Annotated in this window: 24 protein-coding genes and 2 other annotated features; all 24 genes read left to right on the forward strand. The window is 45.8% G+C overall.

Going from position 1 to position 24,979, the window contains the following annotated elements; all coding sequences use genetic code 11:
* The first annotated feature begins 8 nt into the window (after positions 1 to 8).
* The 24 genes from gltX to rplC all read left to right on the forward strand — a co-directional run bounded on the left by gltX (position 9) and on the right by rplC (position 24,959).
* Entirely contained in the window at positions 9 to 1,472 is a 1,464-nt protein-coding gene (gene gltX / locus ACTHPA_RS04400) for a glutamate--tRNA ligase (RefSeq protein ID WP_440498969.1), read from the forward strand.
* A 73-nt stretch (positions 1,473 to 1,545) separates the two neighbouring features.
* Positions 1,546 to 1,766 (forward strand) — a binding site (T-box leader).
* 63 nt (positions 1,767 to 1,829) lie between these two features.
* Positions 1,830 to 2,498: a serine O-acetyltransferase gene (gene cysE, locus ACTHPA_RS04405; RefSeq protein WP_440498970.1), complete on the forward strand. Its 669-nt coding sequence runs from the start codon at positions 1,830 to 1,832 to the stop codon at positions 2,496 to 2,498.
* Positions 2,479 to 3,876, forward strand: coding sequence for a cysteine--tRNA ligase (gene cysS, locus ACTHPA_RS04410; protein ID WP_440498971.1), 1,398 nt, complete (start codon positions 2,479 to 2,481; stop codon positions 3,874 to 3,876). The genes cysE and cysS overlap by 20 nt, the downstream gene beginning before the upstream one ends.
* Positions 3,873 to 4,304: a Mini-ribonuclease 3 gene (locus tag ACTHPA_RS04415; RefSeq protein ID WP_440498972.1), complete on the forward strand. Its 432-nt coding sequence runs from the start codon at positions 3,873 to 3,875 to the stop codon at positions 4,302 to 4,304. The genes cysS and ACTHPA_RS04415 overlap by 4 nt, the downstream gene beginning before the upstream one ends.
* Entirely contained in the window at positions 4,301 to 5,059 is a 759-nt protein-coding gene (gene rlmB / locus ACTHPA_RS04420) for a 23S rRNA (guanosine(2251)-2'-O)-methyltransferase RlmB (RefSeq protein WP_440498973.1), read from the forward strand. The genes ACTHPA_RS04415 and rlmB overlap by 4 nt, the downstream gene beginning before the upstream one ends.
* Positions 5,056 to 5,571, forward strand: a complete 516-nt coding sequence (locus ACTHPA_RS04425) for an NYN domain-containing protein (RefSeq protein ID WP_440498974.1) — start codon at positions 5,056 to 5,058, stop codon at positions 5,569 to 5,571. Before rlmB ends, ACTHPA_RS04425 begins: the two co-directional genes overlap by 4 nt.
* A gap of 69 nt (positions 5,572 to 5,640) precedes the next feature.
* The gene (gene sigH / locus ACTHPA_RS04430) at positions 5,641 to 6,291 is read left to right on the forward strand and encodes an RNA polymerase sporulation sigma factor SigH (protein ID WP_440498975.1); all 651 of its coding nucleotides are present in this window, start codon (positions 5,641 to 5,643) and stop codon (positions 6,289 to 6,291) included.
* A gap of 132 nt (positions 6,292 to 6,423) precedes the next feature.
* Entirely contained in the window at positions 6,424 to 6,573 is a 150-nt protein-coding gene (gene rpmG / locus ACTHPA_RS04435; protein WP_440498976.1) for a 50S ribosomal protein L33, read from the forward strand.
* Between the two features lie 39 nt (positions 6,574 to 6,612).
* Positions 6,613 to 6,798, forward strand: a complete 186-nt coding sequence (gene secE, locus ACTHPA_RS04440; RefSeq protein ID WP_413054657.1) for a preprotein translocase subunit SecE — start codon at positions 6,613 to 6,615, stop codon at positions 6,796 to 6,798.
* A 175-nt stretch (positions 6,799 to 6,973) separates the two neighbouring features.
* On the forward strand, positions 6,974 to 7,507 hold the full coding sequence (nusG, locus tag ACTHPA_RS04445; protein ID WP_440498977.1) for a transcription termination/antitermination protein NusG: 534 nt from the start codon (positions 6,974 to 6,976) through the stop codon (positions 7,505 to 7,507).
* Between the two features lie 171 nt (positions 7,508 to 7,678).
* On the forward strand, positions 7,679 to 8,104 hold the full coding sequence (rplK, locus tag ACTHPA_RS04450) for a 50S ribosomal protein L11 (protein WP_060203386.1): 426 nt from the start codon (positions 7,679 to 7,681) through the stop codon (positions 8,102 to 8,104).
* 117 nt (positions 8,105 to 8,221) lie between these two features.
* Positions 8,222 to 8,920: a 50S ribosomal protein L1 gene (gene rplA / locus ACTHPA_RS04455; RefSeq protein ID WP_440498978.1), complete on the forward strand. Its 699-nt coding sequence runs from the start codon at positions 8,222 to 8,224 to the stop codon at positions 8,918 to 8,920.
* Positions 8,921 to 8,966: 46 nt separating this feature from the next.
* Positions 8,967 to 9,113, forward strand: a sequence feature (ribosomal protein L10 leader region).
* Positions 9,114 to 9,145: 32 nt separating this feature from the next.
* Entirely contained in the window at positions 9,146 to 9,646 is a 501-nt protein-coding gene (gene rplJ, locus ACTHPA_RS04460; protein WP_440498979.1) for a 50S ribosomal protein L10, read from the forward strand.
* Positions 9,647 to 9,722: 76 nt separating this feature from the next.
* On the forward strand, positions 9,723 to 10,088 hold the full coding sequence (gene rplL, locus ACTHPA_RS04465) for a 50S ribosomal protein L7/L12 (RefSeq protein ID WP_440498980.1): 366 nt from the start codon (positions 9,723 to 9,725) through the stop codon (positions 10,086 to 10,088).
* A 135-nt stretch (positions 10,089 to 10,223) separates the two neighbouring features.
* Positions 10,224 to 10,832 carry a class I SAM-dependent methyltransferase gene (locus tag ACTHPA_RS04470; RefSeq protein ID WP_440498981.1) on the forward strand — a complete coding sequence of 203 codons (609 nt, stop codon included), beginning with the start codon at positions 10,224 to 10,226 and terminating at the stop codon, positions 10,830 to 10,832.
* Between the two features lie 213 nt (positions 10,833 to 11,045).
* Positions 11,046 to 14,582, forward strand: a complete 3,537-nt coding sequence (gene rpoB, locus ACTHPA_RS04475; RefSeq protein WP_440498982.1) for a DNA-directed RNA polymerase subunit beta — start codon at positions 11,046 to 11,048, stop codon at positions 14,580 to 14,582.
* Between the two features lie 111 nt (positions 14,583 to 14,693).
* Complete coding sequence (rpoC, locus tag ACTHPA_RS04480) at positions 14,694 to 18,287, forward strand: DNA-directed RNA polymerase subunit beta' (protein WP_440498983.1); 3,594 nt, start codon at positions 14,694 to 14,696, stop codon at positions 18,285 to 18,287.
* 126 nt (positions 18,288 to 18,413) lie between these two features.
* Positions 18,414 to 18,662, forward strand: coding sequence for a ribosomal L7Ae/L30e/S12e/Gadd45 family protein (locus ACTHPA_RS04485; RefSeq protein ID WP_440498984.1), 249 nt, complete (start codon positions 18,414 to 18,416; stop codon positions 18,660 to 18,662).
* Between the two features lie 101 nt (positions 18,663 to 18,763).
* Complete coding sequence (gene rpsL / locus ACTHPA_RS04490; RefSeq protein ID WP_440498985.1) at positions 18,764 to 19,186, forward strand: 30S ribosomal protein S12; 423 nt, start codon at positions 18,764 to 18,766, stop codon at positions 19,184 to 19,186.
* 35 nt (positions 19,187 to 19,221) lie between these two features.
* Entirely contained in the window at positions 19,222 to 19,692 is a 471-nt protein-coding gene (rpsG, locus tag ACTHPA_RS04495; RefSeq protein ID WP_207959161.1) for a 30S ribosomal protein S7, read from the forward strand.
* 235 nt (positions 19,693 to 19,927) lie between these two features.
* Positions 19,928 to 22,006, forward strand: a complete 2,079-nt coding sequence (fusA, locus tag ACTHPA_RS04500) for an elongation factor G (protein WP_440498986.1) — start codon at positions 19,928 to 19,930, stop codon at positions 22,004 to 22,006.
* 125 nt (positions 22,007 to 22,131) lie between these two features.
* Positions 22,132 to 23,319: an elongation factor Tu gene (gene tuf / locus ACTHPA_RS04505; protein WP_440498987.1), complete on the forward strand. Its 1,188-nt coding sequence runs from the start codon at positions 22,132 to 22,134 to the stop codon at positions 23,317 to 23,319.
* Between the two features lie 662 nt (positions 23,320 to 23,981).
* Positions 23,982 to 24,290 (forward strand): 30S ribosomal protein S10, encoded by a 309-nt coding sequence (gene rpsJ, locus ACTHPA_RS04510; protein WP_042478628.1) that lies wholly within the window; start codon positions 23,982 to 23,984, stop codon positions 24,288 to 24,290.
* A 39-nt stretch (positions 24,291 to 24,329) separates the two neighbouring features.
* On the forward strand, positions 24,330 to 24,959 hold the full coding sequence (gene rplC / locus ACTHPA_RS04515) for a 50S ribosomal protein L3 (RefSeq protein WP_440498988.1): 630 nt from the start codon (positions 24,330 to 24,332) through the stop codon (positions 24,957 to 24,959).
* The last annotated feature ends 20 nt before the right edge of the window (positions 24,960 to 24,979 follow it).

The following is a 24,979-nucleotide window of genomic DNA, read 5'->3' on the forward strand; positions in this document are numbered from 1 at the left end:
GCACTCAAATGACAACAGAAGTACGTGTACGTTATGCGCCGAGCCCGACCGGCCATTTACATATCGGCGGAGCCCGGACAGCGTTATTCAATTACCTATTTGCAAAACATCATGGCGGAAAATTCATTATCCGTATTGAAGATACCGACACGGAACGGAATATCGAAGCGGGCGAATTATCACAGCTTGATAATTTGAAATGGCTCGGAATCCATCATGACGAGTCCGTCGATATCGGCGGGGAATACGGCCCTTACCGCCAGATGGAACGCCTTGATCTTTATACGAAATATGCGCAGGATATGCTTGACGGAGGCCATGCTTACAAATGTTTCTGTACGACGGAAGAACTCGAAGCGGAGCGTGAAAAACAGAAGGCTTCTGGCATCGCAGCACCGATGTACGCAGGCACTTGCCGCCATCTGACTGCTGAAGAAGTCGCTGAAAAGGAAGCTGCAGGCATGCCGTACACAATTCGGATGCGAGTACCTGAAAACGTCACTTATAAAGTCGAAGACCTCGTCCGCGGGGAAGTTGCGTTTGAATCGAAGGATGTAGGTGACTGGGTGCTCGTGAAAGCGAATGGCATCCCAACATACAATTTCGCGGTCGTCATTGATGATCATCTGATGAAAATTTCCCACGTCTTCCGCGGCGAAGAGCATTTGACGAATACACCGAAGCAATTGATGATATACGATGTGTTCGGCTGGGAATACCCTCGATTCGGCCATATGACGTTAATTGTAAATGAAGATCGTAAAAAGCTTTCAAAGCGTGACGAATCAATCATCCAATTCATTTCTCAATACAAGGATCTCGGCTACTTGCCGGAAGCGATGTTCAACTTCTTTGCATTGCTTGGCTGGTCGCCAGGCGGGGAAGAAGAAATCTTCACGCATGATGAATTGATCAAGCTTTTCGATGAAAGCCGTCTATCCAAATCGCCATCCATGTTCGATAAGACGAAGCTGACGTGGATGAACAACCAATACGTGAAGAAGCTCAGCTTGGATGAAGTAATCGAATTGACGTTGCCGCATCTTCAAGCTGCTGGACGTGTGAGCAAAGAGATGACGGAAGAGGAACGCAACTGGGTACACGACCTGATTGCCCTTTACCAAGCGCAATTGAGCTATGGTGCGGAGATTGTCGAATTGACCGCCCAATTCTTCAATGACCATATTGAATATGATGAACAATCCAAGGAGATCCTTTCAGGAGAGCAGGTACCGGAAGTGATGGCTTCATTCCAACGTCAGTTGACCGCACTTGAATCATTTGACCCTGCTTCGATTAAAGCGGCGATTAAAGAAGTGCAGAAGGAAACTGGCCATAAAGGGAAGAATCTATTCATGCCGATCCGCGTCGTCACAACAGGACAGTCGCACGGTCCTGAATTGCCGGATTCCATTGCATTGATCGGTAAGGAAAAGACGATTGAGCGAGTATCAAAATTCGCCAAAGCGTAATTTGATTAGTTGACTTTAGGCATTATCGATGTACAATTGACGTACATTCAATAAATCTTACTTTCAATATAAAACGAAAGCTTTGATAAGGAGAAGTACACATCGCATGCTCTTCAGAGAGGATCATCACCGGCTGAAAGTGATCCGTGCCTCTGCAGTGTGGAAATGCCCCTTTGAGCGCCGTGCCGAACAGTTAGTAGGCCGGACGCATCGCCAGCGTTACAGGCGTCAAGCGGGAAGGGGTTCAATCTCCTTTCAAGCGGAGTGGAACCGCGCATTCAATGCGTCTCTGTCTAATTACGGACAGGGGCGCTTTTTGTATTGAGACGGAAAAATAAGAAGGGGAGGTCGAAAACAGTGTTTCGTAGGATGAAGGAAGATATCCGTTGCATATTTGAACAAGATCCTGCAGCGCGCAGCACGTTCGAGGTGGTGCTTACGTATTCTGGCCTCCACGCGGTGTGGGCGCATAGAATAGCGCATGCGTTATATAAAAAGAACTTGCTGTTTCTAGCGCGGGCCGTTTCACAGATCAGCCGCTTTTTCACAGGCATCGAAATCCATCCGGGTGCGACGATCGGCAGACGCCTATTTATTGACCACGGCATGGGGATTGTCATTGGCGAGACGTGCGAAATTGGCGATGATGTAACATTGTACCAAGGTGTAACGCTGGGAGGAACAGGCAAGGAAAAAGGTAAACGCCACCCGACTCTTGGCAATAATGTGCTTGTAGCTTCAGGAGCGAAAGTACTTGGTTCCATTACAATCGGTGAAAATAGCAAGATCGGGGCAGGGTCGGTCGTTTTGATCGATGTGCCTGCCGATTCAACTGTCGTCGGTATTCCAGGCAAAGTCGTCGTCACGAACGGCGTACGGGTGAAGGATAAACACGACCATCGGAATTTGCCGGATCCAGTCATGGACACATGCAACCGCTTAGAAGATGAAATTGCATTTCTGAAAAGACGGATTGAAGAACTTGAGAAGAAGGAAGGGAAAACTGATGAGTATTCAAATTTATAATACATTGACACGGAAAAAGGAACCTTTCATTCCGCTAGAGGAAGGGAAAGTGAAAATGTACGTGTGCGGGCCGACCGTCTACAATTATATTCATATCGGCAATGCGAGGCCAGTCATCGTTTTTGACACGGTTCGCCGGTATTTGGAATATCGAGGCTACGACGTCAATTACGTGTCCAACTTCACCGATGTCGATGACAAAATCATCAAGACGGCGAATGAACTAGGTGAAGAGGTCGGAGAATTGACTGACCGTTTCATTAACGCTTATTTCGAAGACGTGGGAGCTCTCGGCTGCGGCAAAGCGGATGCTCATCCACGTGTTACGGAGCATATTGACGACATTATCGCTTTTATCCAAGTGCTCGTAGATAAAGGGTTTGCTTATGAAGCGCAAGGAGATGTCTATTACAGGACACGCAAGTTCGACGGATATGGCAAACTGTCCCACCAGTCAATCGATGAGCTGAAAGTAGGGGCTCGTATTGAAGAAAGCGGCATTAAAGAGAATGCGCTCGACTTCGCTCTTTGGAAAGCGGCGAAAGAAGGGGAGATCGCTTGGGAAAGTCCATGGGGTCCTGGGCGGCCTGGTTGGCATATCGAGTGCTCTGTCATGGCGAGAGAGCATCTAGGCGATACGATTGACATCCATGCGGGCGGGCAAGATTTGACATTCCCGCATCATGAGAACGAAATCGCGCAGTCCGAGGCGATGACCGGGAAGCAGTTTGCTCGTTATTGGATGCATAACGGCTATATTAATATCGACAATGAAAAGATGTCAAAATCACTCGGGAACTTCATCCTTGTTCATGACATCCGTAAGCAGATCGATCCGAGAGTGCTCCGTTTCTTCATGCTATCCGTCCATTACCGTCACCCGGTGAACTTCTCTCAAGAGCTTGTCGAGAGCGCTTCGAATGGATTGGATCGCATTCAAACTGCGTACAACAATTTGAAGCACCGTTTAAGCACGTCCACTGACTTGGGCGACCAACAAGATATATGGACGCATAAAGTGGATGAAGTCGTCCGCCAGTTTGAAATTGCGATGGATGATGATTTCAACACTGCGAACGCTATTGCTGCCATTTTTGAACTTGTGAAAACTGCCAACATTTATTTGTTGGAGAAGAACACTCAAACAGCCGTACTAACTTATTTCATTTCCACGTTTGACCGAATGATGGAAGTGCTTGGCTTGCCATTCGGCGAGGAAGAGCTATTGGATGATGAAATTGACGGGTTGATCGAGGAGCGATTGAATGCCCGCCGCGAACGGAATTTCGGCCGTGCAGACGAGATTAGGGACCTTTTGAAGGAAAAAGGGATCATCCTGGAGGATACTGCTCAAGGAACGCGGTGGAAAAGAGGATGAGTGACGGATATACATTGCGTGACGTCGACGTAAAGCAACTGAACGCATTAGCGCTAGCTTATATGGGAGACGCGGTTTACGAGCAGGCGGTCCGTGAGCATTTACTGCGCTCGGGCCGCGTGAAGCCGAACATACTCCATAAGGAGGCTACTCGGTATGTATCCGCCAAAGCCCAGGCGTCCTCTGTCAAAATGATGCAGGAGATGGCTTTTCTGACCGATGAGGAGGAAGCCGTCCTGCGGCGAGGGCGGAATGCGAAATCCGGTTCGGTTCCAAAAAATACTGATGTCGTTACGTATAATTATAGTTCAGGGTTCGAGGCTGTCCTTGGCTATTTATATTTGCTTGGCAGAAATGAACGACTGGAAGAAATCATCAGTAAGACAATGCAGTTCATTGAAAATCCGAAAGAGGAGGGCGCATCATGACAAATCAGGAATCGGAATTGATCGGCGGTAAAAACCCGGTCGTGGAAGCACTCCGTTCCGGCAGGGAACTGAATAAGATCTGGATTGCCGAAGGATTGAATAAAAAAAGCATCGGAGAGATCTTGTCGCTGGCAAAACAATCAGGCGTCATTGTCCAAGCTGTGCCTAAGCAGAAGCTGGATGGCATGCTTGACGTAAACCACCAAGGCATTATTGCCTCAGTTGCCGCCTATTCCTATGCTGAGTTGGATGATTTGTTCGCACTCGCAAGAAGCCGGGGAGAAGATCCGTTCTTCCTCATCCTCGATGAATTGGAAGACCCGCATAATCTAGGGTCCATCTTACGAACGGCGGATGCGACAGGCGTACACGGCATCATCATTCCAAAAAGACGTTCGGTTGGTTTGACGGGAGTCGTTGCGAAAGCTTCGACGGGCGCTATCGAGCACATACCGGTTGTCCGTGTGAACAATCTTTCTCAAACGGTGGAAGAATTGAAGAAAGCGGGTGTCTGGATAGCGGGAACGGACGCGAAAGGCTCGCAAGACTATCGTTCAATGGATGCAACATTGCCTCTCGCTATCATCATTGGAAGCGAAGGAAAAGGAATGTCCCGCATTTTGAAGGAGAAATGCGACTTCCTTTATCATTTGCCGATGATCGGGCACGTGACGTCGCTGAACGCCTCTGTCGCCGCCTCTCTGCTCATGTATGAAGTGTTGCGTAAACGCAAGCCCCAAACATCTGGGTCATGAAAAAAGATATATTGCTCGTCGATGGTTATAACATCATCGGGGCATGGCCGGAATTGAGAAAGTTGAAGCAAGAAAGCCTCGCTCAAGCCCGCGACCGGCTTATCGAACGAATGGCGGAATACAAGGCGCATACGGGCTGGCGTGTCATCGTTCTGTTCGATGCGCACTTGATGCGGGGAATTGAAAAGAAGGATTGGAAGCACAAAGTCGAAGTCGTTTTCACCCGTGAAAATGAAACCGCTGATGAGCGGATTGAAAAGATGGTGTCCGAATTAAGTGGGCGCAAAGTCCAAATTCATGTTGCCACTTCGGATTTAACGGAGCAATGGGTCATTTTTGCGCAAGGCGCACTCCGGAAATCGGCTCGTGAGCTAGAAATTGAGATGGATGAAATTGATAAACTAATCACGAAAAAAGTGAAAGAAATCCAAGAGGAACGACCGTTTTCGAAGATTCAATTGTCCGACGAGGTGGCAGAAATATTTGAAAAATGGCGCCGAGGAATGAAATGAACGGTTGACGCAAAAATTTTCCATACGGTATACTGATTGAAATGGCAATAACGAATCGGGGTGTGGTGATTGGCGGGAAATGTATACGTTCAGGGGGGTATTACTGATTTCACCGGGCTATCCGATGAAGAGCTTTTAGTTCGTATCCATGAGGGCAGCACGGACGCGCTTGATTTCCTTATTACCAAATATCAATCTTTCGTAAAAATGAAAGCGCGCTCATATTTCATGATGGGCGGCGATCGGGAAGATATCATTCAGGAAGGAATGATTGGTCTTTATAAAGCAATCCGTGACTTCAGGATGGATCGTCTTGCTTCGTTCCGGGCATTTGCGGAATTATGCATCACAAGGCAAATCATTACAGCTATCAAGACGGCAACGAGACAAAAACACATTCCGCTGAATACGTCAGTATCTTTGGACAAGCCTGTGTTCGACGAGGAATCCGATCGCACTTTACTAGATGTCATTTCAGGTTCCGTTCTCGATGATCCTGAAGATCTGATCATCCACAAAGAAGACTTCATCCATATGGAAGGGGAAATCAATAAAGTGCTAAGCGGGCTGGAAAAGCAAGTGCTATCACTCTATTTGGAAGGGCAGTCTTATCAGGAGATATCCGATGAATTGAATCGGCAAGTCAAATCCGTAGATAATGCGCTTCAACGCATCAAACGGAAGCTCGAACGGCATATGCAGCTGGATGTCGTCCATTGAGGCTTGCAAAGGTTGCCAAACAATTTCCATCGTGTTGACATCATGAATATTAGGTGGTACTCTTTAGCAAGACTATGACGATGTAATTAGACTATCGGCAATAGTTGCACGACGGAATTCCAAGGTGAAAAAATGTCTAAAAAACTGATTTTATGCTGTGATCGCTGCGGGTCAAGAAACTATGTTATCCCCGCGGGGAATAAACAGACGACGGTTCGGTTCGCAGTGAAGAAGTTTTGCAATCAATGTAATACACATACAGAACATAAACAAACAATCTAGTTGCAGCAATATACTTAGTATTCGGAGGTCTACGATTGAATGGGTAAGGTAACCGGCTTTTTAAAAGATGTCGTCTCTGAAATGCGGAAGGTCAGCTGGCCGAAGCGAAAAGAATTGACGCGCTATACGATCGTTGTCATTAGCACGGTTGTTTTCATGGCGGTTTATTTTGGTCTTGTCGATTTGGGCATTTCAGAAGTAATGGAATGGTATCTTGCGTTATAATAGGACAGCGTGAATATCCTTGTTGAAAAATATCCCGTCTTGTTACATGAACGGGTTTTTTCATTTCTCTGAAATATATAGAGTAATTGGCTTATATACGGGGAATTAATTAGAAAGACTTTAGTGAGTTAGAAAAAAGGAGGGACGGACACAACAGTCCTACGTTACTATGGAAATGGAGAAAAATTGGTACGTCGTCCACACATATTCAGGTTATGAAAATAAGGTGAAAGCCAACCTGGAAAAACGTGTTGAGACGATGGGAATGCAAGATAAAATATTCCGAGTCGTCATCCCGGAAGAGCAAGAAACGGATTTCAAAGACGGCAAAAAACGGACAGTCATGAAAAAGACATTCCCTGGATATGTCCTCGTGGAGCTGATCATGACAGATGACTCTTGGTATGTCGTCCGTAACACGCCTGGCGTCACAGGCTTCATCGGATCTTCAGGCGGGGGCGCGAAACCGACACCGCTTTTGCCGGAAGAAGTCGATTTCATCCTCAAGCAGATGGGCGTTAAAGAACGGAAAGCTGAAGCTGACTTTGAAGTTGGCGAAGTGATCGAAGTGCTTGAAGGACCATTTGCTCATTTCCAAGGGAAAGTGGAAGAAATCGATCAGGACAAAGGAAAAGTCCGAGTTTCCGTCGATATGTTCGGCAGAGAAACAATTATGGAACTTGACTTTGGACAAGTTGAAAAAATATAAGAGATTACCACTTGCAAGAAGAGCATAATAGTGGTATCATTTCAAAGGTCAGACTGTAAACAGTACAGGCTGGGCGGATTAACCAAATTCTACCGGGTGAAACCGGCAGGCACATATTGAGTGGGAGGGGCAACCCAATTACCACATCACGGACTTAAGGAGGTGTGTCTCGTGGCTAAAAAAGTAACCAAAATCGTAAAATTGCAAATCCCTGCAGGTAAAGCTAACCCAGCTCCACCAGTTGGACCGGCACTAGGTCAAGCAGGTGTCAACATCATGGGATTCTGTAAAGATTTCAACGCACGTACAGCAGATCAAGCAGGCTTAATCATTCCTGTTGAAATAACTGTATTTGAGGACCGTTCATTCACTTTTATTACAAAAACTCCACCAGCAGCAGTATTGCTGAAAGTTGCAGCTAATCTTCAAAAAGGTTCAGGTGAACCTAACAAGAAGAAAGTAGCTACTGTAAAACGTGATAAAGTTCGCGAAATTGCAGAACAAAAGATGCAGGATCTAAACGCAGCATCGGTTGAAGCGGCGATGGCAATGGTTGAAGGTACTGCTCGCAGTATGGGAATCACGATCGAAGACTGATCGCGATAAACCAAACGCGGTTCTTTGTAGTGGGGGTTGCGATTGTTCCTTGGAACACGCAACCCTTATTCGTGGGAGGTTCAATCCGTTAAAACCACAAACGAGGAGGAAATTTTAATGGCTAAAAGAGGTAAAAAGTTCACTGAAGCGGCGAAGCTAGTAGATCGCACGCAAGTGTATGACTTGAAAGAAGCGATTGAGCTTGCAAAGAAAACAAGCACAGTCAACTTCGATGCAACTGTCGAAGTCGCGTTCCGTCTAGGAATCGACACTCGTAAAAACGACCAGCAAATCCGTGGAGCTGTTGTGCTTCCAAACGGAACTGGTAAAACTCAACGCGTTCTCGTTTTCGCTAAAGGCGAAAAATTGAAAGAAGCGGAAGCTGCAGGTGCAGACTTTGCAGGCGATGCAGAGTACATCACTAAAATCCAACAAGGCTGGTTCGATTTCGACGTTATCGTTGCAACTCCGGACATGATGGGCGAAGTTGGTAAAATCGGTCGCGTATTGGGACCAAAAGGCTTAATGCCAAACCCTAAAACAGGTACAGTAACATTTGATGTTGCTAAAGCTGTTGCAGAAATCAAAGCAGGTAAAGTTGAATACCGTGCGGACAAAGCTGGTATTATCCACGCTCCAATCGGAAAAGCTTCTTTCGACAACGAAAAGCTTGAAGAAAACTTCAAAACTGTTTTTGAAACGATCCAAAAAGCTAAACCAGCTGCAGCAAAAGGAACTTACATGAAGTCAGTGAACGTTACGACTACAATGGGTCCTGCGGTCAAAATTGATCCATCGTCTGTAGTTATTAAATAAAAAACATTGACAAGCTTGAAATCTTATAGTAAGATTTCGTTTGTTGTAAACTAAATCATTTGTACCGTAGACAGCAGGGGCTTTTAAAGCTTAATCATCCTGCCGAGGACAAGACGCTCTTTATGTTAAAGATGACGACTTTTCTGCCCTCGTGGTCTACTTTGTGGATTGCGAGGGCTTTTCATATCGGTATGAATGACCCGAATTCTTACAGGAGGTGTCAAGATGAGCAAAGTATTAGAAGCTAAACAAGCGGTAGTTGAAGAGATCTCAGGCAAATTGCAATCAGCAGTTTCCGTTGTCGTAGTTGACTATCGTGGTCTTAACGTGAGCCAAGTTACGGAACTTCGTAAACAGCTTCGTGAAGCAGGCATCGACTTCAAAGTTTACAAAAACTCAATGTCGCGCCGTGCTGCTGAAACAGCTGGACTTGAAGGGTTGAATGAGCATTTGGTAGGTCCGAATGCAATCGCGTTCTCTACTGAAGACGTTGTTGCTCCTGCTAAAATCCTTAACGACTTCGCTAAGAAGAACGACAAGCTTGAAATCAAAGCAGGTGTGATTGAAGGAAATATCGCTTCTGTTGAAGATATTAAAGCATTGGCGGATCTTCCATCCCGCGAAGGACTTCTTTCTATGCTACTCAGCGTTCTACAAGCTCCAATGCGCAACTTCGCGCTTGCAACGAAAGCTGTTGCAGAGCAAAAAGAGGAACAAGGCGCTTAAGTTTACTCAAGCAGCCTGAACGAAAATATGCGGGGTAATCCCCGACAAAACAAAACCTATTTAGGAGGAACATATAATGACTAAAGAACAAATCCTTGACGCGATTAAAGAAATGACAGTTCTTGAATTGAATGACCTTGTAAAAGCTATCGAAGAAGAATTCGGCGTAACTGCTGCAGCTCCAGTTGCAATGATGGGCGGAGCAGGTGCTGGTGAAGCTGCTGCTGAGCAAACTGAATTTGACGTAGTTCTTGCATCTGCAGGAGACCAAAAAATTAAAGTTATCAAAGTCGTTCGCGAACTTACTGGCCTAGGCTTGAAAGAAGCGAAAGAACTAGTTGATAACGCTCCAAAAGCACTTAAAGAAGGCGTTGCTAAAGAAGAAGCTGAAGAAATGAAAGCTAAACTTGAAGAAGTTGGCGCTGGCGTAGAAGTTAAGTAATTTCTCGATAAATGAAGGAAGGCTCGTCGAATTTGGACGGGCTTTTCTTCGTTTTTTTATCTAAATGACGGCTTTTAATCTTATATTTAAAAAGAAAAATAAATGGGTAACCTTTCGGAAGGAAGGAGGATCATTATGTCCGAACATTACTACTCTAAAAATCCGACAGTGAAAAGTGATCCGAAGGAATGGCAAGCGACATTGCGCAACAACCGTCTGCGTTTCAAAACGGATGCGGGTGTATTCAGCAAAGGGGAAGTGGATTTTGGTTCTCGCCTGTTAGCGGAAGCTTTCACATTGCCTACTGTTGCAGGTGATGTGCTAGATGTTGGCTGTGGATATGGACCTATCGGATTATCGATCGCCGCATCTTTTCCGGATCGGAACATTCAAATGGTCGATGTCAACGAAAGAGCAATGGCTCTTGCAAATGAAAATGCTGAACTGAACGGCATTCGAAATGTGTCTGTTTACGCAAGCGATGCATTGTCGGCTGTAGAGGCGGATGGCTTCGCTGCAATATTGACGAACCCGCCGATCCGGGCAGGAAAAGAGACGGTGTTCAAAATCTATGACGGTGCTTTTTCCAAATTGGCTTTCGGTGGAGAACTGTGGGTCGTCATTCAGAAGAAGCAAGGTGCTCCTTCTACGATGGCGCATTTGACGGAGATTTTCGGAAATGTCGAAACCGTGGAAAAGAAAAAAGGATATTTCATACTTAAAGCCAAAAAAACCTTGACCTGAGAGTTTTGTTGTGCTAGTATTGTAAAATGCATAAATAATATAATGCGGTCGTGTGCCCTTTTGCATAAGTTTTGGAAATCTAAGGCATACTGGCAATGGATAAAAGATTGTTAAACCGAAAATGAGCTCTTGCCAGAACTCGTTTTCTTTTTGTTTTTTCGATATCATACACTATTTTTATGATTTCGCAAAGGACTAATATTGTTTTGAGGGGTGAAAGAGTTGACAGGTCATTTAGTTCAGTATGGTCAACACCGTCAGCGCAGAAGTTTCGCGCGGATCAATGAAGTTCTCGAGCTGCCGAATTTGATTGAAATCCAGACGGCATCTTACGAGTGGTTCTTGGAAGAAGGATTGCGGGAAATGTTCCGCGATATTTCTCCGATCCAGGATTTCACAGGTAATCTTTCGTTGGAATTCATTGATTATCAACTTGGTGAACCGAAATACCCTGTTGATGAATCAAAAGAGCGTGACGTTACGTATGCAGCGCCGCTCCGCGTAAAAGTGCGCTTGCATAACAAGGAAACAGAAGAAGTGAAGGAACAGGACGTTTTCATGGGCGACTTCCCGCTTATGACTGAGAACGGAACGTTCATTATTAACGGTGCGGAACGGGTTATCGTATCACAGCTCGTTCGATCCCCGAGCGTCTACTTCAATGATAAGACGGACAAGAATGGGAAGCGCGGCTTTGCGGCGACTGTCATTCCGAACCGCGGTGCATGGCTCGAGTATGAGACTGATGCAAAAGATGTGGTCCATGTCCGGATCGATCGTACCCGTAAATTGCCGATCACAGTTCTTCTACGTGCACTTGGATTCTCGACAGATCAAGAGATCATTGATTTGATCGGTGATAACGAGTACTTGCGCAATACGCTTGAAAAAGATAATACGGAAACGTCGGAAAAGGCATTGCTCGAAATCTATGAGCGTCTACGTCCCGGCGAACCACCGACACTGGATAGCGCGAAGAGCCTGCTATATCCCCGCTTCTTCGACCCAAAAAGATACGATTTGGCGAATGTCGGCCGTTATAAAATGAATAAAAAGCTTCATCTGCAAAACCGTCTCTTCAATCAAACGGTTGCAGAAACACTTGCAGACCCTGAAACAGGTGAAATTTTACTTGAGAAGGATCAACTGATCGATCGTAGAACATTGGACCGTCTCTTGCCGCATCTTGAAAAAGGCGTTGGCATCCAAGAATTGTCGCATATCGGCGGCGTTTTGGAAGACGACATTACAATCCAAACAATCAAAATCTATGCTCCGAAGAGTGAAGAGAAGCAAGTCATCAATGTCATCTCGAATGCGAGCATCGACGAGTCTGTGAAACATGTCACTCCAGCTGATATTGTTGCGTCCATCAGCTATTTCTTCAACTTGCTTCATGGAGTTGGAAATACGGATGATATCGACCATCTCGGAAATCGTCGTCTGCGTTCAGTCGGCGAGTTGCTGCAAAATCAATTCCGTATCGGTCTATCTCGTATGGAACGTGTCGTTAAAGAACGTATGTCCATCAATGACACTCAATCGATCGTGCCTCAACAATTGATTAATATCAGACCGGTTATCGCTTCTATCAAAGAATTCTTTGGCAGTTCGCAGCTATCTCAATTCATGGATCAGACGAATCCGCTTGCCGAATTGACGCATAAGCGACGTCTGTCTGCGCTCGGGCCTGGTGGATTGACTAGGAAACGTGCGGGAATGGAAGTCCGTGACGTCCACTATTCCCACTATGGACGTATGTGTCCGATTGAAACGCCGGAAGGTCCGAACATCGGATTGATCAACTCCCTTTCGACGTTTGCAAGAGTAAATAAATTCGGTTTCATTGAAACGCCTTATCGGAAGGTTGACCCTGAAACTGGACGCGTCACTCACCAAATCGATTACTTAACTGCAGATATCGAGGATAACTATGTCGTTGCACAGGCGAACGCGCCGCTCAACGAAGATGGTTCCTACGTGAACGAGGAAGTCGTCGGTCGTTTCCAAGGGGATAACACAGTATTCAAGCGTGAGCAGATTGACTATATGGACGTATCTCCAAAACAAGTTGTATCTGCGGCGACTGCTTGTATCCCATTCCTTGAAAACGATGACTCCAACCGTGCCCTCATGGGAGCGAACATGCAACGCCAAGCTGTACCTTTGTTGAACCCTGAAGCTCCGTTTGTCGGTACAGGGATGGAACACGTTTCAGCGCGTGACTCCGGTGCTGCAGTAATCGCTAAATACCACGGTATCGTTGAACACGTCGAAGCGAAAGAAATTCGTATTCGTCGCATTGAGACTGTGGATGACAAAGAAGTCAAAGGCGATTTGACGATTTATAAACTTGAGAACTTTATCCGCTCCAACCAAGGGACTTGCTATAACCAACGTCCGATTGTCAGTGTCGGTGACCGTGTGAAACCACGCGATATCCTTGCTGACGGTCCTTCGATGGATCAAGGGGAACTCGCTTTGGGCCGGAACGTCCTCACAGCTTTCATGACGTGGGACGGCTATAACTATGAAGATGCGATCATCATGAGCGAACGTCTCGTGAAGGATGACGTATTCACATCAATTCATATCGAAGAATATGAGTCGGAAGCTCGGGATACGAAACTTGGACCTGAAGAGATTACAAGGGACATCCCGAACGTCGGTGAAGAAGCTCTTCGCAACCTTGACGACCGCGGTATCATCCGGGTCGGTGCAGAAGTTCGCGATGGCGACATCCTCGTCGGAAAAGTGACACCTAAAGGGGTTACTGAACTGACAGCTGAGGAAAGACTCCTTCATGCAATCTTCGGCGAAAAAGCACGTGAAGTGCGCGATACATCTTTACGAGTTCCTCACGGTGCAGGCGGAATCGTCCTTGACGTGAAAGTGTTCAACCGTGAAGACGGTGACGAATTGCCACCGGGTGTCAACCAGCTCGTTCGCGCGTATATCGTACAAAAACGTAAAATCTCCGTCGGGGATAAAATGGCTGGACGTCACGGTAACAAAGGGGTAATCTCCCGTATCTTGCCTGAATCTGATATGCCATACCTTCCAGACGGAACACCGATTGATGTCATGTTGAACCCACTTGGTGTACCGTCTCGTATGAACATCGGACAGGTATTGGAAATGCACTTGGGAATGGCTGCACGGAATCTAGGCGTTCATATGGCTTCGCCGGTATTTGACGGAGCGAATGAAGAAGACGTTTGGACGACGATGGAAGAAGCCGGCATGAATCGTGATGGTAAGACGATCCTTTACGATGGCCGTTCAGGCGAACCGTTTGATAGCCGTGTATCCGTTGGTGTCATGTACTTGATAAAACTCGCGCATATGGTCGACGACAAGCTACACGCTCGGTCGACTGGACCATACTCGCTCGTTACGCAGCAGCCGCTCGGAGGGAAAGCCCAATTCGGCGGACAACGTTTCGGGGAGATGGAAGTTTGGGCGCTCGAGGCTTATGGTGCAGCTTATACATTGCAAGAAATCCTTACTGTCAAGTCGGATGATGTTGTCGGCCGTGTGAAAACATATGAAGCAATCGTCAAAGGTCAAAGCGTTCCTCAACCAGGTGTGCCTGAATCGTTCAAAGTATTGATCAAAGAACTTCAGAGCCTTGGTTTAGACGTTAAGATGCTGACGGAAGAATTCGAGGAAATCGAAATGCGTGATCTCGATGACGACGATGATATGCAACCGACAGATGCATTGAATCTGATGGCTGAAGAGGTCTGATAAAGTAATAATTTATACAATTGGATAGGGGAGCTGTTATACGCTCCTCTATTTTTAAACGATAATGATGAGAGTCCATCGCGGAGATAAGATAAGAGGGAGGTAGGCTCCTTGATAGATGTAAATAATTTTGAGTATATGAAAATCGGCCTTGCTTCACCGGATAAGATTCGTTCTTGGTCTTACGGTGAAGTGAAAAAACCCGAAACGATCAACTATCGTACATTGAAGCCCGAGAAAGACGGTCTGTTCTGTGAACGGATCTTCGGACCTACAAAAGACTGGGAATGTCATTGTGGTAAATATAAGCGCGTCCGTTACAAAGGTGTCGTCTGTGATCGATGCGGTGTTGAAGTAACTAGGCAAAAAGTTCGCCGTGAACGTATGGGGCATATCGAGCTAGCAGCGCCGGTCACTCACATTTGGTATTTCAAAGGCATCCCAAGCAGAATGGGCCTTATTCTCGACATGACGCCACGCGCGTTGGAAGAAATCATTTATTTCGCGTCTTATGTAGTTATCGATCCTGCGGACACACCGCTAGAACGGAAACAATTGCTCTCTGAAAAGGAATTCAGATTGTACCGTGAAAAGTACGGCTCAAAATTCCAAGCGCTTATGGGTGCTGAAGCAATTGAACAGCTACTAATGGCAATCGATTTGGATAAAGAAACGGAAATGTTGAAAGAAGAGTTGAAGACAGTGCAAGGTCAACGTCGTACTCGTGCGATCAGACGCTTGGAAGTTGTCGAGTCTTTCCGTAACTCCGGAAATCGTCCAGAATGGATGGTTCTTGAAGTGTTGCCGGTCATTCCTCCAGAATTGCGCCCAATGGTACAGTTGGACGGCGGCCGTTTTGCGACATCCGACTTGAACGATCTTTACCGAAGAGTCATTAACCGTAACAATCGGTTGAAGCGACTTCTTGACCTTGGTGCACCTGGCATCATCGTTCAGAATGAAAAGCGTATGTTGCAGGAAGCCGTCGACGCGCTCGTAGATAACGGTCGACGCGGACGACCGGTTACAGGACCAGGGAATCGTCCGTTGAAATCCCTCTCCCATATGTTGAAAGGGAAGCAAGGTCGCTTCCGTCAAAACCTATTGGGTAAACGGGTCGATTATTCCGGCCGTTCGGTAATCGTTGTTGGGCCAAACTTGAAAATGTATCAATGCGGCCTCCCGAAAGAGATGGCTATTGAATTGTTCAAGCCTTTCGTTATGAAAGAATTGGTCGAACGCGGACTTGCGCATAATATTAAGAGCGCGAAACGTAAAATTGAACGTTTGCATTCCGAAGTGTGGGACGTCCTCGAAGACGTCATTAGAGAGCATCCGGTTTTACTAAACCGAGCTCCTACTCTTCATAGACTTGGTATCCAGGCATTCGAGCCGATGTTGGTGGAAGGCCGTGCCATCCAGCTGCATCCACTCGTATGTACAGCATATAACGCCGACTTTGACGGAGACCAAATGGCTGTACACGTTCCACTTTCGGCAGAGGCTCAAGCTGAGGCGCGTCTACTTATGCTTGCCGCGCAAAACATCTTGAACCCGAAAGATGGAAAACCGGTTGTTACTCCATCTCAAGATATGGTGTTGGGTAACTACTACCTTACGTTGGAAAGAGCAGGTTCCATCGGCGAGGGAGCAATCTTCAGCAATATGAACGAGGCACTGATTGCATATCAAACAGGCCATGTCCATCTGCATACGAGAATCGCTATCCAAGCTGGTACGCTGAACAATCCAACATTCACAGAAGAACAGAACAGCAAGCTTTTATTAACAACAGTCGGGAAACTTATCTTTAATGAAATCCTTCCCGAAACATTCCCGTACATCAATGAGCCGACGAATCATAACTTGCAAATTGAAACGCCGGATAAATACTTCATCGAAGGTACGGTAGATGTTAGAGAGCATATTAAAAATGCGGAGATTGTTCTTCCATTCCGTAAAAAAATCCTCGGCAATATCATCGCGGAAATCTTCAAGAAGTTCCATATTACGGAAACTTCAAGAATGTTGGACCGCATGAAAAACCTAGGTTTCAAATATTCAACTCGTGCAGGCATCACAGTCGGTATCTCGGATATCGTCGTATTGCCGAACAAAGATGAAATTTTGCAAGAAGCTCAAGATAAAGTGGATAAAGTGACGCAGCAATTCCGCCGTGGTTTGATTACGGAAGAAGAGCGTTATGACCGTGTCATTTCCTACTGGAGCAATGCGAAGGACATCATTCAGGATAAACTGATGGACTCACTTGAAAATACAAACCCTATTTACATGATGAGTGACTCAGGTGCCCGTGGTAACGCGTCCAACTTCACGCAGCTCGCAGGAATGCGGGGCTTGATGGCCAACCCGGCTGGTCGAATCATCGAGTTGCCGATCAAATCTTCCTTCCGTGAAGGTTTAACCGTACTCGAGTACTTCATTTCCACGCATGGTGCTCGTAAAGGTCTCGCGGATACAGCATTGAAAACTGCCGACTCCGGTTACTTGACACGCCGTCTTGTAGACGTTGCACAAGATGTCATCGTACGTGAAGATGATTGCGGAACAGACAGAGGTCTACTTATCTCTGCTCTTACCGAAGGGACTGAAGTCATAGAAACGTTGGAAGAGCGAATCGAAGGCCGTCATACGAAGAAGACGATCCGTCATCCGGAAACGGGTGAAGTGATTGTTCCGAAAGATGGTCTTGTCACTGCTGATCTTGCAAATGCAATCGTAAATGCTGGCATTGAATCGGTTACGATCCGCTCTGCGTTCACTTGTAATACAAAACATGGTATTTGTAAGAAATGTTACGGCATCAACCTTGCGACAGGCGAAGCGGTCGAAGTCGGCGAAGCAGTCGGTATCATTGCTGCGCAATCGATCGGTGAGCCTGGTACACAGCTTACGATGCGTACATTCCATACAGGTGGGGTTGCCGGGGATGACATCACGTCCGGTCTCCCACGTATCCAAGAGATTTTTGAAGCCCGTAATCCGAAAGGGCAAGCGGTCATTTCTGAAATCAAAGGTGAGATCACTGAGATTGATGAAATCCGGGAAGGACAGAAGGAAATTACGATTCAAGGGGAAGTCGAGACGCGCAAGTATCTCGCGCCATATAATGCCCGCTTGAAAGTGCAAATTGGCGATTCTATCGATCGTGGAGATAGCATTACTGAAGGTTCCATCGACCCGAAAGAATTAATCATCGTTAAAGACGTAGCCACTGTACAAGAATACCTTCTTAAAGAAGTTCAAAAAGTATACCGTATGCAAGGTGTTGAAATCGGGGATAAGCACGTTGAAGTAATGGTTCGCCAAATGCTTCGCAAAGTGCGTGTCATCGAGGCTGGCGACACGGATCTTCTTCCAGGCTCGCTGCTCGATATCCACCAATTCTCCGAAGCGAATGCTGAAGTGTTGAAGAGCGGAAGAGTACCAGCTACATCACGTCCAGTCATTCTCGGTATTACAAAAGCATCGCTTGAGACGGAATCCTTCCTATCAGCAGCCTCTTTCCAAGAAACGACTCGCGTCTTGACAGATGCAGCGATCAAAGGCAAAACGGATGAGTTGCTAGGATTGAAGGAGAATGTCATCATCGGTAAACTAGTTCCGGCTGGAACAGGCATGCAACGCTATCGTCAAATTCAAATGGAACAAGATGAAGAGGCGACAGCAGCAGTTGTAGAATAAACAATAATTGAAATGGGGAGAGAAAAATCCTCTCCCCATTTTTTATTTATTGTTGACATGTTTCTTTCCAGATGATAATATACAAAAGGTTGATAGTTGAATGTCTGTACTTTGGAGGATGTACGAATGTCTTATGAAAAAGTCGAGCAGGCAAAGAAGACAATCATCGGTACAAAGCAAACAGTGAAAGCGATAAAGTCTGGCGTGGTGAGAGAAGTCGTCATTGCGAGAGATGCCGAAGAAAAGCTGATTGATCCCATAGTCGGAGAAGCAGCGCGTCACGGCATTCAAGTAAGTTATGTCGATTCGAGGGAAAAACTCGGTCAGGCATGCGGCATTCAAGTCGGTGCGTCCGTCGTCGCCATTACTGTATGATGGTTTTTGTGTGAATAAACACAAAGACTTTGTTTTTACCCCAAAAATGAACCACCTGGATGTGTGGTCTTACAAAAAGCACAGTGAAAGGAGGAAATCCGATGCCTACAATTAATCAATTGGTCCGTAAACCTCGTCAATCGAAATCGGACACTTCCAAGGCACCAGCACTCGGAAAAAGCTATAACAGCTTCAAAAAGTCGATGACAAATGTCAACTCGCCACAAAAAAGAGGTGTTTGTACTCGTGTGGGTACAATGACTCCGAAGAAACCGAACTCGGCTCTTCGTAAATATGCGCGTGTTCGTTTGACAAACACTCTAGAAGTGAACGCATATATCCCTGGTGAAGGCCACAACCTTCAAGAGCACAGCGTTGTTCTTATCCGCGGAGGACGTGTAAAAGACTTACCGGGTGTTCGTTACCACATCGTACGTGGAGCGCTTGATACTGCTGGTGTTACTGGCCGTATGCAAAGCCGTTCACAATACGGTGCGAAAAAACCTAAAGAAAAGAAAAACTAATAACGAAATGATTATTTCGAAAGGAGGAAAACAATATGCCTCGTAAAGGTCCTGTTGCAAAACGCGACGTATTACCGGATCCGATTTACAATTCCAAGCTTGTCACTCGTCTTATCAACAAAATGATGGTAGACGGTAAAAAAGGTACATCACAAAAAATCCTCTATGGTGCGTTTGAACTTGTTAAAGAACGTTCTGGTAAAGATCCTATTGAAGTATTTGAAGCAGCATTGAACAATGTTATGCCTGTACTTGAAGTACGTGCTCGCCGTGTCGGTGGTGCGAACTACCAAGTTCCAGTCGAAGTTCGTCCTGAACGTCGTACAACTCTCGGATTGCGTTACCTTGTGAACTACTCCCGCACACGTGGTGAGAAAACAATGGAAGAGCGTCTTGCGAATGAAATCCTTGATGCTTCCAACAACACAGGTGCATCTGTGAAACGCCGTGAAGAAATGCACAAGATGGCAGAAGCGAACAAAGCATTCGCTCACTATCGTTGGTAAGATCGGACGTTTTACCTTTATTCAGCAGAAACTGCCACCGCTATATATAGCGTTATCCATGCAATTTTGTATACTGCTAAGCGGATGTTATAATGCTGAACAAAGATAAAAGCCTCCGGCGGATGTCACGGATTTTTTAGGCGAGTTTTCGAACTCGCTCGAAAAAATCCCGACGCAATCACGCCGAGGCGTGATTGATTGACACCTTAATCCGAAACGGAAGGAGTTATACAAAATGGCTAGAGAGTTCTCCTTAGAGAATACTCGTAACATTGGTATCATGGCTCACATCGACGCCGGAAAGACGACGACGACCGAGCGGATCCTTTTTTACACAGGTAAGATCCATAAGATTGGAGAAACACACGAAGGGGCTTCCCAAATGGACTGGATGGAGCAGGAGCAAGAGCGTGGAATCACGATCACTTCCGCTGCAACAACAGCTTCTTGGAAAGGCCACCGTGTAAACATCATCGATACTCCAGGACACGTAGACTTCACAGTTGAAGTTGAACGTTCACTTCGCGTATTAGATGGTGCTGTTACAGTTCTTGACGCTCAATCGGGTGTTGAACCACAAACAGAAACAGTTTGGCGCCAAGCGACAAACTATAAAGTTCCACGTCTTGTTTTCGTAAACAAGATGGATAAAACAGGTGCAGACTTCCTTTACTCTGTAGGCACTCTTCATGACCGTCTACAAGCGAATGCTCACCCGATTCAACTTCCGATCGGTTCCGAAGATTCATTCAGCGGAATCATCGACCTCGTTGAAATGAAAGCAACTATGTACGGTAATGACCTCGGAACGGACACAACAATTGAAGAAATTCCGGAAGAATACCGTGCGCAAGCTGAAGAGTACCGTGAGAAATTGGTCGAAGCGATCGTAGACTTCGATGAAGATCTAATGGAAAAATACCTCGGCGGCGAAGAGCTTACAGTAGATGAGATTAAAACTGCAATCCGTAAAGCGACACTTGCGGTAGAATTCTACCCTGTTGTTTGCGGTACTGCGTTCAAAAACAAAGGTGTTCAATTAGTCCTCGACGCAGTTGTTGACTACTTGCCATCTCCGATCGATATCCCACCAATGATGGGTATCAATCCGGATACAGAAGAAGAAGAAGAGCGTCATTCCAGCGACGAAGAGCCATTCTCTGCTCTAGCGTTCAAAGTTATGACAGACCCTTATGTTGGTAAGCTTACATTCTTCCGTGTTTATTCCGGAGTTCTTCAATCGGGTTCATATGTACAGAACTCGACAAAAGGCAAGCGTGAGCGTGTAGGACGTATCCTACAAATGCACGCAAACTCCCGTGAAGAAATCGCTGAAGTTCATGCTGGTGAAATCGCAGCAGCAGTTGGTTTGAAAGACACTGGAACAGGTGACACGCTTTGTGACGACAAAGCACCAATCATCCTTGAGTCCATGGAATTCCCAGAACCGGTTATCTCTGTTGCAATTGAACCGAAGACAAAAGGCGACCAGGACAAGATGGGTACAGCTCTTGCGAAACTTCAAGAAGAAGACCCGACTTTCCGTGCACATACTGACCAAGAAACAGGAGAAGTTATCATCGCAGGTATGGGTGAGCTTCACCTCGACATTATCGTTGACCGCTTGAGACGTGAGTTTAAAGTAGAAGCGAATGTCGGAGCGCCACAAGTATCTTATCGTGAAACATTCCGTAGCGCTGCGGAAGTTGAAGGTAAGTTCGTACGCCAATCTGGTGGTCGTGGTCAATACGGTCACGTTTGGATCGAATTCTCTCCAAACGAAGAAGGAAAAGGTTTCGAATTCCAAAACGCTATCGTCGGTGGTGTCGTTCCTCGTGAATACATTCCATCCGTTGAAGCAGGTCTTCGCGATTCCTTAAACAATGGTGTTCTTGCTGGTTATCCGTTGATCGACGTAAAAGCTCGTCTATTCGATGGTTCTTACCATGACGTCGACTCCAATGAGATGGCGTTCAAGATCGCTGCTTCCATGGCACTTAAAAATGCTGCTGCAAAATGTAACCCAGCACTTCTTGAGCCGATGATGAAAGTTGAAGTCATCATTCCTGAAGAATACCTAGGCGATATCATGGGTGATATTACATCACGTCGTGGTCGCGTTGAAGGTATGGACGCTCGCGGTAACGCACAAGTTGTTCGTGCAATGGTTCCACTTGCAGAAATGTTCGGTTATGCAACTTCACTTCGTTCGAACACACAAGGTCGTGGAGTATTCTCTATGACATTCGATCACTATGAAGATGTTCCGAAATCAATTGCAGAAGAAGTTATCAAGAAAAATAAAGGTGAATAATTAAACTTCATCCTTGTTTCCATCATTGATTACTTGTAAGATATGGATAGTTGGAGGGAACAATTTCTCCAGCATCCATGCTTATAAAAAATAAAACATTCATATTTTTAAGGAGGAATTCCACAATGGGTAAAGAGAAATTCGATCGCTCCAAGGAGCATGCTAACGTTGGTACAATCGGTCACGTTGACCATGGTAAAACAACTTTGACTGCTGCAATCGCAACAGTTCTTTCAAAAAGAATGGGTGGAGAAGCGAAATCTTACGCTGACGTAGATAACGCACCAGAAGAAAAAGAGCGTGGTATCACGATCAATACTTCACACATCGAGTATGAAACTGACAAGCGTCACTACGCGCACGTTGACTGCCCAGGTCACGCTGACTACGTTAAAAACATGATCACTGGTGCAGCACAAATGGACGGCGGAATCCTAGTTGTATCTGCAGCTGACGGCCCAATGCCACAAACTCGTGAGCACATCCTTCTTTCTCGTCAAGTAGGTGTTCCTTACCTAGTTGTATTCATGAACAAATGTGACATGGTTGACGACGAAGAGCTTCTTGAGCTTGTTGAAATGGAAATCCGTGACCTTCTTTCTGAGTATGAGTTCCCTGGCGACGACATTCCTGTCATCAAAGGTTCTGCTCTTAAAGCACTTGAAGGTGAAGCAGAATGGGAAGAAAAAATCGTTGAGCTTATGAACGCTGTTGACGAATACATCCCAACACCACCACGTGACACTGACAAACCATTCATGATGCCAGTTGAGGACGTATTCTCAATCACAGGCCGTGGTACAGTTGCTACTGGACGTGTTGAGCGCGGACAAGTTAAAGTCGGTGACGTTGTTGACATCATCGGTTTGACTGAAGAACCAAAATCAACTACTGTAACAGGTGTTGAAATGTTCCGTAAGCTTCTTGACTATGCAGAAGCTGGAGACAACATCGGTGCACTTCTTCGTGGGGTAGCTCGTGAAGACATCGAACGTGGTCAAGTACTTGCAAAACCAGGTACAATCACACCACACACAAGATTCAAATCAGAAGTTTATGTTCTTTCAAAAGAAGAAGGTGGACGTCACACTCCATTCTTCTCTAACTACCGCCCACAGTTCTACTTCCGTACAACTGACGTAACTGGAATCATCTCTCTTCCAGAAGGCGTAGAAATGGTTATGCCTGGCGACAACGTTGAAATGACAGTTGAACTTATCGCTCCAATCGCGATTGAAGAAGGTACTAAATTCTCAATCCGTGAAGGTGGACGTACAGTAGGCGCTGGCGTTGTAGCTACAATCGAAAAGTAATAAACTTTTAAATCCCGCACTCGTGCGGGATTTTTTAATTGGATAGCCATTTTGCTAGTGTCAATGACATTTGGCACAATACGATGTTGTGACGATCGTGGATTGTGGCCGCGTTCAAAACAGACCTCCGAGCGCTCAAAGCCGGCCGTTCCGCGCTCAAGAAGTCGTTATCGCGCTCAAGAAATCGCTCCCGCGCTCAAAGAAACGACTGCTGCGCTCAAAGCCGGCCGTTCTGCGCTCAAGAAGTCGTTATCGCGCTCAAGAGATCGCTCCGAGCGCTCAGAACAAGCAAACTTTAAAATGGTATCCTTTATTAATAATTAATTTTCATAACATTTTAGATATCCAAGGAGTCATTTAGACTCCACAAGCCACGCAATCACAAAAAGCTGCACACTTCGCGAAAAACCTCACTATTTTTCATGTAAAATCCTACAAAACAGTTGAATTATAAGCAACATCCTATTATAATTAAAAAGCTGAGAAAAGAATTTCGCGAAAAGGGTTGCGAGATTCTTTTTCCTTGTGTATAATGTTGAATGTTGGTCTTTGACTGCGATGAAGCGGGAGGTTGCCGACACACCCGGCCGCTTTGCCATGGCACGTGTGTGGGAAATTTCCGTGGAGAATGTCTAGAAAATAGGCGAGAAGGAGGGAAAGTAATGGCAAAACAGAAGATTCGTATCCGTTTAAAAGCATATGATCACAGAATTCTTGATCAGTCAGCTGAAAAAATCGTAGAAACAGCAAAACGTTCAGGTGCAAGCGTATCAGGTCCGATACCACTTCCAACTGAAAGATCTGTTTATACAATTCTTCGTGCGGTACATAAGTACAAAGATTCGCGCGAGCAGTTCGAAATGCGTACGCATAAACGTCTTATCGATATCGTCAACCCGACACCACAAACTGTCGATGCATTGATGAAACTCGATTTACCATCTGGCGTTGACATTGAAATCAAACTTTAATCGATAAAATAAAACTAATTAATTCAGGAGGTGTGACAAATGACCAAAGGAATCTTAGGGAGAAAAGTCGGCATGACGCAAATTTTTGCTGAAAACGGCGATCTCATTCCAGTGACTGTGATTGAAGCTGCTCCAAACGTTGTTCTTCAAAAGAAGACAAACGAAACGGACGGCTACGAAGCAATCCAGCTTGGATTCGACGACAAACGTGAGAAGCTTGCAAACAAACCTGAAAAAGGACACGTTGCAAAAGCTGAAACGGCACCTAAGCGCTTCATTCGCGAATTCCGCGGAGTAGACGTAGCTGGGTATGAAGTTGGTCAGGAAGTCAAAGTCGATACATTCGCAGAAGGCGATATCGTCGATATTACAGGAGTATCAAAAGGTAAAGGGTTCCAAGGTGTTATCAAACGCCACGGATTCTCACGCGGACCAATGAGTCACGGTTCTCGTTTCCACCGTGCACCAGGTTCACTAGGTGCGGTTGACGGACAACGTGTATTCAAAGGTAAAAAATTGCCAGGACGTACTGGTGGAGACACTGTTACGATCCAAAACCTTGAAATCGTACGAGTTGACGCTGAGCGTAACTTGTTGCTAGTAAAAGGTAACGTTCCAGGAGCACGCAAATCACTTATCACAGTGAAAAGCGCAATCAAAGGGAACTAATTCTTAAAGGAAGGAGGAAA

This window comes from Sporosarcina sp. SAFN-015 (assembly GCF_051966875.1).
In the GTDB taxonomy this organism is placed as follows: domain Bacteria; phylum Bacillota; class Bacilli; order Bacillales_A; family Planococcaceae; genus Sporosarcina.

What these genes read in the sequence shown, in the direction of transcription:
- gltX (WP_440498969.1), top strand. Translation starts at nt 9, where the DNA reads ATGACAACAGAAGTACGTGTACGTTATGCGCCGAGCCCGACCGGCCAT.
- cysS (WP_440498971.1), top strand. Translation starts at nt 2,479, where the DNA reads ATGAGTATTCAAATTTATAATACATTGACACGGAAAAAGGAACCTTTC.
- ACTHPA_RS04415 (WP_440498972.1), top strand. Translation starts at nt 3,873, where the DNA reads ATGAGTGACGGATATACATTGCGTGACGTCGACGTAAAGCAACTGAAC.
- rlmB (WP_440498973.1), top strand. Translation starts at nt 4,301, where the DNA reads ATGACAAATCAGGAATCGGAATTGATCGGCGGTAAAAACCCGGTCGTG.
- ACTHPA_RS04425 (WP_440498974.1), top strand. Translation starts at nt 5,056, where the DNA reads ATGAAAAAAGATATATTGCTCGTCGATGGTTATAACATCATCGGGGCA.
- rpmG (WP_440498976.1), top strand. Translation starts at nt 6,424, where the DNA reads ATGTCTAAAAAACTGATTTTATGCTGTGATCGCTGCGGGTCAAGAAAC.
- secE (WP_413054657.1), top strand. Translation starts at nt 6,613, where the DNA reads ATGGGTAAGGTAACCGGCTTTTTAAAAGATGTCGTCTCTGAAATGCGG.
- nusG (WP_440498977.1), top strand. Translation starts at nt 6,974, where the DNA reads ATGGAGAAAAATTGGTACGTCGTCCACACATATTCAGGTTATGAAAAT.
- rplA (WP_440498978.1), top strand. Translation starts at nt 8,222, where the DNA reads ATGGCTAAAAGAGGTAAAAAGTTCACTGAAGCGGCGAAGCTAGTAGAT.
- rplJ (WP_440498979.1), top strand. Translation starts at nt 9,146, where the DNA reads ATGAGCAAAGTATTAGAAGCTAAACAAGCGGTAGTTGAAGAGATCTCA.
- rplL (WP_440498980.1), top strand. Translation starts at nt 9,723, where the DNA reads ATGACTAAAGAACAAATCCTTGACGCGATTAAAGAAATGACAGTTCTT.
- ACTHPA_RS04470 (WP_440498981.1), top strand. Translation starts at nt 10,224, where the DNA reads ATGTCCGAACATTACTACTCTAAAAATCCGACAGTGAAAAGTGATCCG.
- ACTHPA_RS04485 (WP_440498984.1), top strand. Translation starts at nt 18,414, where the DNA reads ATGTCTTATGAAAAAGTCGAGCAGGCAAAGAAGACAATCATCGGTACA.
- rpsL (WP_440498985.1), top strand. Translation starts at nt 18,764, where the DNA reads ATGCCTACAATTAATCAATTGGTCCGTAAACCTCGTCAATCGAAATCG.
- rpsG (WP_207959161.1), top strand. Translation starts at nt 19,222, where the DNA reads ATGCCTCGTAAAGGTCCTGTTGCAAAACGCGACGTATTACCGGATCCG.
- fusA (WP_440498986.1), top strand. Translation starts at nt 19,928, where the DNA reads ATGGCTAGAGAGTTCTCCTTAGAGAATACTCGTAACATTGGTATCATG.
- tuf (WP_440498987.1), top strand. Translation starts at nt 22,132, where the DNA reads ATGGGTAAAGAGAAATTCGATCGCTCCAAGGAGCATGCTAACGTTGGT.
- rpsJ (WP_042478628.1), top strand. Translation starts at nt 23,982, where the DNA reads ATGGCAAAACAGAAGATTCGTATCCGTTTAAAAGCATATGATCACAGA.
- rplC (WP_440498988.1), top strand. Translation starts at nt 24,330, where the DNA reads ATGACCAAAGGAATCTTAGGGAGAAAAGTCGGCATGACGCAAATTTTT.